This window comes from Mesorhizobium sp. AR07 (assembly GCF_024746815.1).
Lineage (GTDB): Bacteria > Pseudomonadota > Alphaproteobacteria > Rhizobiales > Rhizobiaceae > Mesorhizobium.
Map to the genome: position 1 here is coordinate 174917 of NZ_CP080528.1, position 12657 is coordinate 187573.

Annotated in this window: 9 protein-coding genes and 2 pseudogenes; 1 reads left to right on the forward strand and 10 read right to left on the reverse strand. The window is 54.7% G+C overall.

From position 1 onward, the window contains the following. Nucleotides 1-473: 473 nt before the first annotated feature. From BPNPMPFG_RS37080 to BPNPMPFG_RS37125, 10 genes and pseudogenes are all read right to left on the reverse strand, one after another. Entirely contained in the window at nt 474-1565 is a 1092-nt protein-coding gene (locus tag BPNPMPFG_RS37080; RefSeq protein ID WP_258598771.1) for an ABC transporter ATP-binding protein, read from the reverse strand. Nucleotides 1566-1569: 4 nt separating this feature from the next. After that, a complete protein-coding gene (locus tag BPNPMPFG_RS37085; protein WP_258598773.1) occupies nt 1570-2397 on the reverse strand; it encodes an ABC transporter permease in 828 nt (275 codons plus the stop codon). Nucleotide 2398: 1 nt separating this feature from the next. Further along, nucleotides 2399-3238, reverse strand: a complete 840-nt coding sequence (locus tag BPNPMPFG_RS37090) for an ABC transporter permease (RefSeq protein WP_258598775.1) — start codon at nt 3236-3238, stop codon at nt 2399-2401. A gap of 54 nt (nt 3239-3292) precedes the next feature. After that, nucleotides 3293-4372: an extracellular solute-binding protein gene (locus BPNPMPFG_RS37095; protein WP_258598776.1), complete on the reverse strand. Its 1080-nt coding sequence runs from the start codon at nt 4370-4372 to the stop codon at nt 3293-3295. A 665-nt stretch (nt 4373-5037) separates the two neighbouring features. Next, nucleotides 5038-5222, reverse strand: a pseudogene (locus BPNPMPFG_RS43400) (transposase domain-containing protein); the annotation flags it as partial. Nucleotides 5223-5893: 671 nt separating this feature from the next. Continuing rightward, nucleotides 5894-6097, reverse strand: a pseudogene (locus tag BPNPMPFG_RS37105) (methylmalonyl-CoA mutase family protein); the annotation flags it as partial. Continuing rightward, nucleotides 6087-7496: an aldehyde dehydrogenase family protein gene (locus BPNPMPFG_RS37110; RefSeq protein WP_258599074.1), complete on the reverse strand. Its 1410-nt coding sequence runs from the start codon at nt 7494-7496 to the stop codon at nt 6087-6089. The pseudogene BPNPMPFG_RS37105 and the gene BPNPMPFG_RS37110, both read right to left, overlap by 11 nt. A gap of 138 nt (nt 7497-7634) precedes the next feature. Beyond that, nucleotides 7635-9038, reverse strand: a complete 1404-nt coding sequence (locus tag BPNPMPFG_RS37115) for an aspartate aminotransferase family protein (protein WP_258598777.1) — start codon at nt 9036-9038, stop codon at nt 7635-7637. Nucleotides 9039-9089: 51 nt separating this feature from the next. After that, nucleotides 9090-10067 (reverse strand): 3-hydroxyacyl-CoA dehydrogenase NAD-binding domain-containing protein, encoded by a 978-nt coding sequence (locus BPNPMPFG_RS37120; RefSeq protein ID WP_258598778.1) that lies wholly within the window; start codon nt 10065-10067, stop codon nt 9090-9092. A 293-nt stretch (nt 10068-10360) separates the two neighbouring features. After that, complete coding sequence (locus BPNPMPFG_RS37125; protein ID WP_183461167.1) at nt 10361-11704, reverse strand: IS1380 family transposase; 1344 nt, start codon at nt 11702-11704, stop codon at nt 10361-10363. A 379-nt stretch (nt 11705-12083) separates the two neighbouring features. On the opposite strand from BPNPMPFG_RS37125, the gene BPNPMPFG_RS37130 reads away from it, so the two are divergent. Further along, on the forward strand, nt 12084-12572 hold the full coding sequence (locus BPNPMPFG_RS37130) for an Lrp/AsnC family transcriptional regulator (RefSeq protein WP_258598780.1): 489 nt from the start codon (nt 12084-12086) through the stop codon (nt 12570-12572). Nucleotides 12573-12657 lie beyond the last annotated feature (85 nt).

Sequence of the window (12657 nt, forward strand, 5' to 3'; positions counted from 1 at the left end):
CGCAGGTTCCTGGCTACGTCCTCGGACCCTGTCTACAATCCAGCAGGATCTGCGAACGGAGCCGCGGTTTCGTCGGCCAGTCACCAAAACGTTGCTCCTAGCGTTCTCTATCGATGGCGGAGACTCCTCGGTAGGGTAGCAGCTGGTGGCCGGTACTGATGACCCAGCGTCTGCAACTACGACTTCAAATGGCATGTACGCGAGCTGGTCGCGAACTGGAGGCTATTCTTCGCCGCGAGACTGTAGGACGGTCATTTACAACGACCTTGCAAACAGGCCATTGAAAAATTCGCGTGGCTGGTTGTTGCCGTAGGACGCGGTCTGCGCATTCCGGCTAAAAGCACTGAACGTCGATAGCGGCAACGGCGTCAAGCCAGCGCGCACATGACGGAGCACGGCTCCGAGGCGTGGAGCGTCGACGTCGAAGTAGTGTGTGACTTGCGCCGCTGATAGACTTGAGCCGCTGTTAGGCCTCATCGAGATTTAAACAAGAGGACATCTGTCGCGGAGAACCGGATCCGTATGGGCTGACCGAGTAGCAATTTTCTTGAAACCGCTGTATTTTTCCGAACAACTAACAGACGGTTCCTTGTTGGAAGTTCAACAACAACGTGCATGTCTGCGCCGAGCAGCGAAACGTCAACGACCTTCCCGATGAGCAAATTGTATTCTGGGTCATCAGCTATAACGCTGTCCACACCGATTATATCGATGTGCTCCGGACGGACGCATAGGTCGTAGGCGGGGGTTCCAGCATCCGGATGCTGGCGCGACCTGATTTCAACATCATCGCTGGTTGAGAATGCGGTGCCATTAACATTAGATTGCGTCACACCTGTGGCGTGAAACCAATTCGATCTTCCTACAAACTCAGCCACGAATTTGTCAGCGGGTTTCGCATAGATCTCGGTTGGGGATCCTCGCTGAGCGATCCTACCCGCATTCATCACTATAACCTCGTCCCCCAGGCTGAGAGCCTCTTCCTGGTCGTGAGTGACGACGATTGTTGTGGCGCCAACAGAGCTAAGAATCTCCTTCAGCTCAACACGCAGTTCCACCCGAAGCTTAGCATCGAGCGCAGATAGCGGCTCATCTAAAAGAACTATTTGGGGGTCGGTAGCAAGCGCTCTTGCGAGTGCCACGCGCTGCTGCTGCCCACCGCTCAATTGCTTAGGGTACCTGTCTCCCATGCCAGACAAGCGAACGAGTGATAGCATCTCGGCGACTCGCGCCGGTACCAACGGTTTCTGGTATCCACGATACCGCATCCCGTATGCTACGTTCTGTGCGACGGTCATATGAGGAAATAGTGCGTAATCCTGGAACAGTAGGCCGACATTGCGCTCATAGGGCCTTAGATGACCAACATTCTTCCCGGCGATCTGTACGGTGCCGTTGTCTGGTGACGTAAAGCCCGCGATGACGCGCAGCGTTGTCGTCTTTCCACACCCACTTGGACCAAGGAGGGAGAGAACCTTTCCTTCTTCTATGCTGATGGATACACCGTTGACCGCAGTAAGCGCTCCGTATCTTTTAGTGACGTTCTCTAGCTCTAGAACCTTCATACGATCAGGCCTCGTAAATTCCGTTAGAGATGGCACGCTCAACACCGAGCACGCGGTCCAGTACAAAAAGAATAAAGCCTGACAACCCCAGCAGGAAAACTGCCGCAGCTGCGAGAGTAAGATCGAAGTTCGACCTCATCAGACTGACGAGTGCCACAGGAAGCGTATATGTTTTTACATCGCTCAAGAATAGACTAATCGCAAAGTCATCTAGGGATAACGCGAACGCAAATAAGGCTCCGGCGGCAATACTATTTCTCGCTAAGGGAAAAACTACGGTCAAAAATGCTTGGCGCTCGTTGGCCCCTAGACTAAGCGCCGCTTCACGCAACGTCACGCTTATACCCGCCAACCCGATCAGCGTCATTCTCACCGTGAATGGAATCGTAATTAGTAGGTGCCCTACCAGCAATTTCCAGAAAGTCGGGAGTATGTTCGCAGATGAGAAAAAAAGGACAAGCGCAAACCCAATTATGACCCCTGGCAACATCAGCGGCGATAAAAACAACGTCGTGACTGCATCTCGGCGCCACGGCGGCATCCTATTGATCGCTACGGCAGCCGACGAACCAACAACGGTTGAAACCAAACTCGCCACAGATGCCAATAGGATGCTTGTCCTAAACCCGGACCACAGGTAGCGATCATGAAGAAATTGATAAAACCATCGCGTCGAAAAGCTTGTCGGTGGAAACGCACCGAAATAATCGCGCGCATCTAGCGACATCAGCATGGTTATAAACACTGGCACTAACAGAAATAACGCCGTTAGCGCTACGATCAGCCTTAGGCCGAAGGAGAGGGCGTTGTCCAGATTGCGAGCACTAATCATTCTACGTCCGATCAAGCAATGTCGTTAACCTAGATAGTCCGAAAATCAGAGCGAACGATAGTACTGTCATGACAACTGCTATTGCGGCTCCACTCGGCGAGTCAGCCACTTCGCTGAAGCGGCTGTAGATAAGATTGGAGACGAACAGTATACGCCCCCTCCCCAATATCAACGGGATCGCAAACGCAGCTACACCTACCGTCATGGATACCAGGAAAGCGGACGCCAGACCTTTTGCGCACAGCGGAACTGTTATCGTTAGATGAGCCTTGTATGCGGAAGCTCCCAAAGATTGCGCGGCTTCAGTTAGCCGCGGGTTCACGTTCAATACAGCCCCGATTAAGATCAATATACACATCGGTATTTCATAATGTAAGATACCTGCGATGATCACCACATTTACATATATGTATCCGTTGGTATCGATTGCAAGAAAAGACAAAATAGGCGCAAGAATGCCAACCGTTCCAAATGTCAACTGAATGGCGTAAACTCTAACAAGCGCACTGAGAAACATTAAACCGATTAGTGCAAAAAGCCAGATTTTGCGTGTCATTGCAGACGCTCCTCTGACGATGTGATGCGCGATGGGAAAGCCGATTAACACAGCGATTATCGATGCGCAGAACGCCAAGAAATACGTCTGCGCAAAGTAACGAATGTAAGCCGGATCAAGCAGATCGGCATAGTTTTGGAACGTGAGCGGCCCACCCTTCAAGGCGCCAATGCGACCTGGTACAAATGTAAGGAAACTCTCGCCGACAACTGCCATCATTGGCAATGCAAGAAACACAAGAAATACTGCTGTTGCTGGCAGCAACAGCAGTATTTGTGATGCCATTACCGAGCGTCTATGAGCATCAGAGCGCATCTTATTATATACCACTCCGTTAGCTTAAAGAAGTGGCTGAATTTCAGTTTCCCACCGCTTAGCCCACGCATCAGTGTGATCCGTGAGATAGGCCCAATCCGGGACGTACCCGTACTTATCCATTTCGTCTGGGCTATATGTGAACAGTTTGACGGCCTCAGGAGGAGTGGCCTTACTGTTAGCGGGAATTCCGCTAATTATCTCGCAGTATTTAGTGTTCTGTTCGGGACTTAGCATGTAATTGGCGAACTCAAAGGCCGGTCCGGTTTTCCCATTCTTCAAAATGCTCCATCCCTCCGAATAGAAGAATGTCAGAAATCCGCTCTGGCGATCCGATCTAACCAGGAATCGTATCTTCATGCTGGAAGGAAGCTTATTTACATTTGCGTATGGCGTGAAACATACGCACGTTTCACCAGAGCTAATGGAATTAGTTACATCAATGTCGGTAAGCGCAACCCTTCCTATGTTACCGCTGCTTGCCAACCGTTTCATGAAATCCCAGCCTGGTTCCATGTTTCTCTCATCCCCGCCTTTGTAGAGCGCCATGGAAAGCATGCCCAAGTTCGAGCCAGATGTAGGAGGCATGACCAACACTTTTCCCTTGAGACGCTTGTCCAAAAGGTCGTCGAGTTTAGTAATTTCGAAAGGTGCAATATCATCTCGAGAAGCCCAGGAGAAGGCTGAGAGGTTTGTCGGAACGTTGACCACATTTCCGGCGGGGTCTTTGATGAACAATTTCGGCGAAACATTTGCGAGATTTGGGACCCGCTCAACAGTTACAGGCTCCGCCCAGCCTTCCTTGGCAACTGTTTGAAACGTTGGATCCCACTGCTGGATAAGGTCTAGGCCCGTGTCTGGCCACGAAGCTTTCAGTTTTGTCAGGAATGTCGCGGTTGCACCACTGTAAGTTTGCCACTCGACATCGACAGGCGCATCCGGGGTGATCGCGTTTAGGCCTTTGATAATGACCCCGCCCCAGCCTATAGCGCTTATGGTCTCTTTTGCGAGAGCCCGTGAGATGCCTCTCAGCGACATATAGCCCCCAATTGCAGCGGCTGATGCGGCACTTTTCAGAATTTGACGGCGCGATAGCTTGAACACGATTGTTTCCCCTTTTTTTGGATGTTGGTCATCGGACACTATCAGGATGGGTCTGGGAATTATGCTGGTTGCTGGATAGCGGGCGACAAATTTTCTTTTTTTTGGGGCTTATCTCAGGAAAACTGCCTCAACTGGATTGATTGGCGGCATCAGAGCCAACCTGAAGGAATGTAGCTTGGATTGGGTTGCAGATGGATGACGCTAGGCAGCAGCTCACACACTGCCAGGTGTTCGCTCGATCGACTGAGGTTAGAAACCGCGAGCGACATGTACTTTTGATGGGGGCTGGCGAAGGCATCGTCCTAGGCTCGCGTAACCTCGCCTTTTGCATGGAAAATTTGAGAACTGACGAACGGCGAATCCCCCATTTGCCTGTCCCGTGGTCTGCTACGGTTTCTCCAGGGGGTGAAGACAGCAGATGTAGTATCCGGCGCCGTGAGCTGCGGGCTCAGGATTTCGATGGGAGACGCGATGACATTTCTCAAGGAGGGGCTTGACCTCCTCGATGGCTTCATCCGTGAGGGCTGCGATTCCGTCGTCATCGTTAGCGCCGTACAGCCAAATGACGCCCCGTCCGCGGGCTCAAGACTGAGGGGCAGGTCCTCCACGAGCGCTTCGCTAACGCCGAGGTCCCTGGCGAGACAGTCCGACCGTGTAGGCGTGTATCAGGCCGTCGCCGGTTTGGTCCGCAGTTTTGCGGATCGCCAATTCCAAAGCAGCAAAAAAGACGCGATGGGCCGGATAGCCGGGCAGTCGAACGAGGAAGTGGTTGATCCAGGCCTGAGGCTCGACGTCATTCAACTTCGCGTTTGCAACAGTCTATAGAAATGGCAGCGCGCTGTCCGCCACGCATCGCCCGAATCGTCGCCGGCCATTCGCAAAGCCGGCTCAACGACCTGCTGCCCTGGGCCTACACCCCTGCGCCACTCAAGGCCGTGGCCTGAGAACAGCGGTTACCCACATGGGCTGCGAGCCGCGTGAACAGCGGCATGAGCACCGCGGCGCCGGCGCCGACCTAGTGGCAAGCGTCGTAGGGTTGAGCGGCGCGCCGTCGCGGGGATCAGCCGGCACTGATCCTTTTCACTCTAACGACGACAACGACGCGTCACATGGCTCATGCTGTGCTGCTAACTAGGCTCTTAACCGGGCCATGATCTCGCAAGACGGCCCTCAACGGAGGCGTACGCTACGGTGGGCAGGTCTCAGGTGCCAATCTGAGACGCCCTTTCCGCCAAAAGTGGACCTGCATGCAGTTCGACGTCGCGAGCTTTCACGGCTCTGGGGAGCACACGAACTTGCAGCAACCTGCCCTCAATGCCTGCGAAACAACGGTGTTGCTTGTTCGGACTCGCGAGCGACGGTTGTCGGTCGCTAGATTATAAGCGTCGTTTGAGGAGGGAGTCTCCTCCGTGCAACTGGAAGACACGCTCGTCCAGTTCCTTGTCGGCTTCGGTGAGACGTGGTTAAGGCGAAGGAAGTCATCCAGGTCGGCCTGCGGAATGTTTCTGTCCATCCGCATCGAAGGCCTTTCCACAGCGCTGCCGGGACATACTCTCGCCCGTCGACAAAGGTTGAAAGAGAGCTCCTGCATCAATGTCGCGCCCACTTCCTGCTTGTTAACTTAGGCATCTCCTTTGCAATGAACTCGATGATATCGACTACGATGCGCATTGAGGACTCTGGCGGATAGATTAGGTGCTGCCAAGCGAATTGATTAACCCCGATTTACGCAGACTACTTTCGGCTGCGTCATTTCCTCGTACGCGAAACGTACCCCTTCACGCCCCATGCTACCGTACTTTGACCCACCGAACGGCATGGCGTCGAAGCGATAGTCCGATGAATCATTGATCATCACGCCACCTGCGTCAATTCTAGCCGCTGCTTTCAAGGCGTCATTCAGGCTTTTAGTGAAAATGGCCGCATGCAGGCTGGACTCTGGCAAGTTGGCCATCTCGATCGCGTCGTCGAGGGTGGCGAATGGTGTAAGCATGACTACTGGCGCGAAGACCTCTTCAAGCCAAAGCTGGCATTTGATAGGGGTATTCTCCAACACGGTCGGATAGAACAGAGTACCATCTCGCCGATTTCCGCACAGCAACTTGGCACCCATCACAATTGCGTTAGCCACAGCCGCTTCCGTCTTTGAGGCAGCGAGTTCCGAAATCATCGGCCCGACGTCGGTATTCTCTTGCATCGGGTCGCCAGCTTTCAGTTTCAAGGTAGCAATGACGAAGGCATCGCGAAAGGTGTGATAAATAGATTTCTCAACGAGAATGCGTTGGGCACCTATGCAGTTCTGTCCCGCGGCCCAAAACGAGGCTGAGACACAGCTTTCGACTGCCTCTCCAATATTGCAATCTTCCATCACGATCACTGGGGCATTTCCTCCAAGCTCCATCGCAAGTTTTTTCAGCCCTGCAATCCGACTGATGGCATCGCCCGTCGCGAAGCCTCCCGTGAAAGATACCATTCTGATGTCGCGCGCGGAGACAAGGGCAGTTACCAGGTCCCTGTCACCATGAACAACATTGACGATGTCATCAGGCAAACCGGCTTCAGAAAGCGCGCTCACAAGATCCGTTGCAGAGAATGGCGTAAGTTTGGAAGGCTTTAGAATAACGGCGTTACCACCGGCAATTGCTGGTCCGATTTTGTGCGCAACCAGATTAAGAGGGTCATTGTAGGGCGTAATGGCGGCGATGATGCCTAGTGGCTCACGCGTGTACCATCCCTGGCGACTTTCCGATCCCACGTAGGCATCAAAAGGTATGATTTCACCAGCATTGCGTTTGGCCTCCTCTGCGGAGAGCTTCAGTGTATTCACACAACGCAGCACTTCCTTCCGCGCCTGAGCAATGGTTTTCCCCGCCTCTCTAACAATCGTTTTGGCAAAACTATCACTGCGACTCGCGACAATGTGGGCGGCATCCTCAAGTATGCTGGCGCGCTTATGTCGCGGGAGGTTGCGGGAAATGGCGAATCCGCGACGCGCGCGATCCACAATCTCCGGGGTCGAGGTCGCGTCGGTGGAGTCAAGCGACCCGATTAAACCCCCGTCGTAAGGGCTATAAACGGAAAACGCGTCAGCGCGATTCACGACTTGACTTTTGGCAGCGGTCATTAGCCAGCCCTTCATTGGAAGCGTGCGCCAAGGCGCGACAACAAGATCGCTGTCAGGGCGGGTTTGAACCATCGCCCGCTCGATTACTGGGATTCCGTACCAAGATATGGCCTTCTTTGAAGACCGGCTTGGCAGTGCTTAGATGCTTTGCCCCTCTCGGACCAGTTCATCCATCACAGAGCGCACCGCTCCTTCGGCGATTGCCACGATTTCGTCGACCTCACCTTTGGTTATTACAAGCGGCGGGGCAAATCCGAGGATATCGCCATGAGGCATTGCGCGGGCGATTAATCCACGTTCGCGCGCAGCACTTGATACTCTCGCGCCCACCTTGAGTGATGCATCGAAACGGGTTTTCTTTTCGCGGTCCGCCACGAACTCGATCGCACCCATGAGACCGACGCCGCGCACCTCGCCGACGATTGAAAGTTGCGCAAACTTGACTCGCAACTGCTCCTGAAAATAGGCTCCGACATCGCGGGCATTCCCAGTCAGGTTTTCCTTTTCAACGATGTCGAGGACGGCATTCGCCGCCGCAGCGCCGATTGGATGACCCGAGTAGGTGTAACCGTGGGAGAACGTGCCCACCTTATCGGCACCGTCTTCGAGAACCTGATAGACCTTCTCGCCCACAATAGCGCCTGACAACGGGAAGTATGCGGAGGTCAAGCCCTTGGCGACTGTAATGAGGTCTGGGACAATGCCGTAGTGATCCGATCCAAAAAGGGAACCGGTACGACCGAAGCCGGTGATGACTTCGTCCGCAATTAGCAACACGTCATGCTTGCGAAGGACCTCTTGGATCGCTGCCCAATAGCCTTCAGGTGGAGGCGTGATTCCGCCGGTACCAAGGACAGGTTCCCCGATAAAACCCCCGACAGTCTCAGGTCCCTCGCGTTCAATCAGCGCCTCCAACTCTGCGGCTCGGCGAGCAGAAAACTCCGTTTCGGTCTCACCGGCGTTCGCGCCCCAGTAGTAATGCGGCACTTCCGTGTGGATGATCTGCGGGAGCGGTAGGTCCATGTGGTCGTGATAGAAACTCATGCCTGTCATGGAGCCAGAAATGACGCTGCAACCGTGATATCCTCGCTGGCGCGAGATGATCTTTTTCTTCTTTGGCTTGCCGCGGAGGTTGTTGTAGTACCAAACGAGTTTTGCCTGGGTTTCATTCGCGTCAGAACCTGATAGCCCGTAAAAGACCTTACTCATCTTCCCGGGAGCCATTTTCACCAGCCGGTCCGAGAGGAACGCCAACTCGTCGGTCGTGTGCGCGGCATAGGAGTGGTAGTATGCAAGGCGATGCGCTTGGCGGGAGATCGCTTCAGCAACTTCAGTTCGGCCATAGCCGACGTTCACGCAATATAGGCCGGCAAACCCGTCGATTAGTACTTTGCCTGTCGCGTCTTGGATGCGGATGCCCTTACCCGTTTCGACGATCGTAGGCTCTCCGAGCTTGCCAGATGCAAAGTCCTTGAGCTGTGTAAATGGGTGCAAGACGCTATTGCGATCCTTGTCAGAAATACTCTGAATCGTGTCCTTCACAGTGCGGCTCCAGATTCAATTTTACGGTATATATTTAAAAAATAGAAAAATCTAAGATACGAAATTCTTAGAAGCATTGATCCGACTGGCTTCTCGCAACTTGAGCAACCCTACAATGGTCTCGTTTCGCTCTTCAATCATCTGTGGAATGGTCCTGCCATCGATGACTTCTTGCGCTTGTTGTAAGATGCGCTCGCGCAGTTCAGGGGTCCAATCTGGAAGGGGCGATTCCGTTACATAGGGAGCTCTCCACTCCACTGCCCCATGAATATCCATAAATGCTTCCAATCCGCCTTCACCGCCGCCTAAGTGGAAGGTGGCAAATGGGCCCATGAACGCCCAACGCAGGCCCAAACCGTGAGTCAAGCAGTCATCAATCTGCGCGACTGTGGCTTGTTCTGCTGCGATCATGTGCAGCGCCTCCCGGAACAGGGCAATCTGAAGCCTGTTAATCATGAAACCGTATATCTCCTTGTCCATCCGCAGAACCCGCATGCCGACGGTTTCAAAGAACGCGACAGTCCAATCCAGGACAGCGATATCTGTTTTCTCCCCTCCCACGACCTCGATGAGCGGGATAAGGTACGGCGGATTTACCGGATGCGCCACGACGGTGCGCTGCGGATGTTTGCAGCGCTTTTGTATATCCGTCATCGGAAATCCTGACGTGCTTGACCCGATTACAATGCTCGGGTCCACCAACTCGTCGAGTTTCTCGTACATCTGGACTTTCAAATCGAGAAATTCAGGTATGCTCTCCTGAATGAAATCAGCGCCAGTAACCGCTTCTTCAAGATCTTGAGTGAAGAGTAATCGTTCTCGCGATGCACTTGGTTTGAGGCCAATCTTCTCAAGTATTGGCCAAGCGTGATCGAGCATGCGCTGAAGAGCGTCTCTTGCGCCCTTACCGGGATCATAGGCCGTTACGTCGTACCCATTGGCAAGAAACCGAGCAGCCATTCCTCCACCAATGGTGCCGGCCCCAACACAAGCAATGCGCTGGACGTTACGTGGGTTTGGACGGATCATAATGTGGTGGCTCCCAATCTGTAGGCAGGCTCACATTAGTCCGATTGCCCAAACGCGATCTCCTGATTTTTCGGAAATAGAACTTTTTTTTACGGCGCATCCACTGTTTCAGAGGAAAAGCGAACGGAAGGCGCGATTCTAGCCCGTCCTATTCACGAGCGGCCTGGTTCCTTGCCGCTTAGCGTTCGGTCATGAAGGTGTGAGGCGTCTTTTTCACCGCAGCTGAGACTGGACTTTGGAACGCGCTGGAGGGTCAAGGTATCGGGTTCGGCGGGGCTTTGATGCCCCGGCGCTCATGGCCCTGCGGGCTGCAGCGTGATGGCGATCGTTCGGAACAGACTTGCTTCGGGACAGGCGGCGGCGAAGGCCAGACGGATGCGCGAGACGGTTTCGGTGACGCGGGCGCCGAGCTTGAGAAGCCTGAGCCGCAGTGTAGCGAACTCGGCGTTGCACAGATGATGGGTCGTGGGCACCGCCTCGCGCAGGGTGAGCATCAACCAGTATGCGGCGGTGTGCAGGACGAGACGGACCTGGTTGGCAATCGGTGAGCGGCAGCTGGTGCGGTCGGAGGCGAGCTGGCTCTTGTGCATCTTGATCAGGTTTTCGGCCTGGCCGCGGGCGCAGTAGATCACATCGTAGACATGCTCGGCGGAGCCTTTGTCGAGATTGGTGACGACGAAGCGGATGTCGAGGCCGAGGGTGGTTGCCTCGATGCGGGCGCAGGCGCGGCGTTCCGTCTTCCAGGATTTCGCCTTGTATCGGGTCTCGGCATAGCCGCGCAGCACCGGCTTCTGCTCGAGCGCGCGGCGGGTGCGGATATCGTCGGCGGCTTCATCAACGAGACGCTGGAGAACCTTGTTGCCGGGCAATCCGAAGAGGTAGTCGACCGCATTGTCCTCGCACCATGCCATGACTTGCGCCCGGCCATAGTGGCCATCGCCGCGGATCAGAATGCGGGTGGTCGGCCAGCGGGCGCGGATGCGCCGGACAAGCCGGCGCAGATGGCCGCGGATCTCCTTGCCCGCCGGGGTCCTGCCAGGACGCAGGATCATGGCGACCGGGCGTCCTGTCGCGGCGTCGTAGATGTGGATCGGCAGGAAGCAACGCTCGTCGTAATGGGCGTTGAACAGCGAGAGCTGCTGATGGCCGTGAACGACATCCACCGTGTCGTCGATGTCGAGCGTGACGCTTTTGGGCGGCGCGGCATAGCTCGACAGCCACAGATCGACCAGCACCCAGCCGAGCCGGATGACGGTGCGCAGGTCGGGCAGGTTCTCGAGGCGCGAGCATGTCGGCTGCGAGCACAGATCAATCCCGCTGTCGGGCAGCCGCCCGCAGGCGAGCTTGAAGGCCGGGTCGGTGCGCAGCCGGTCGAGATCGTTGGCATCCTCGTAGCCGCATGCGATCGCAAAGATGCGGGCGCGCACAATGTCGGCCATGGCGTGCGTCACCCGCGCTGGATCGCGCGGATCGTGGATCGCGGCGGCCAGCCTGTCGGCCAGTTGCAGGCGTCGCTCGGCCGCTGCCAAAAGCATGACGCCACCATCCGAGGTGATGCGTCCGCCGTCAAACGCAGCTGTGATCTTCTTGCGTCCAACGGCTGGAAATGAGAGCGGCAGCAACGTATCATCGGTCATGGCGGGTGTGGCTCGCGAGAGGCGGTGGCAGGGTTGGCTTAGACAACCGAATCCTACGCCAAATCAATCGCTTAGGCTACATCCGCCAACCTCTCAGACGCAACGTCGTGCATAAGACGGGCTAGAAGTTGGATAAGAACAACAAGGAACAGCTCAGAGCGCTTTCGTCGCGCCGGAAACCGTGCTTGTTAGAAGCCGGGACGCTGGGCTTGGGCCTGACCTCCGTGCGATCTGACCCGCTCCGGTTTTGGGAAAATTTCCTGCTCCAACGGATTATTTTGGGCGCCAAACTTGTCTTGGCAGAGAAATATCTTGCCGCCCCGGAATTCGCTGCGGTATGAGAAACTGCAGATGTCTGTTGCGGCGTGGCGAAACCCAAATGCGAAGCTCCATCGATCCTTACGATCTCAAAATTCTGTCGGCACTCCAGCGTGATGGTCGCACCACCATGTCGCGTCTCGCAGAGACAGTCGGCCTATCTGCGAGCCCCTGTCATGCGCGCGTTCAGCGATTGATCAAGGATGGCGTATTGGGTCCGTTCCGCCCCGATGTGAGAATTGACAAGCTCACGTACAGCCTTACGGTAATAGTACCGGTCGAACTTAAGCAACACGAGTCAAAGAATTTCACCGCTTTTGAGAGAGCCATATCGACGATACCAGAAATAGTGGAGTGCTATGCCGTTGGCGGCGGATTCGACTATGTACTTAAAGTGATTACAAAAGACATAGAAAGTTTTCAATCCTTAATGGACGGCCTTCTGGAAAAAGAAATCGGGATAGCGAAGTATTACTCATACATTGTTACCAAAACCATTAGAAGATTTACAGGTTTTCCCTTGGAAAAGTTGCTTCACGATAGCGGCTAAAAAACTACTTAGATGACGAGGAACCTTAAGGGGCCTTATGGCTCGATAGACGAATTGAAGGCCGGGTTTCGACGCGGTGAGCGCG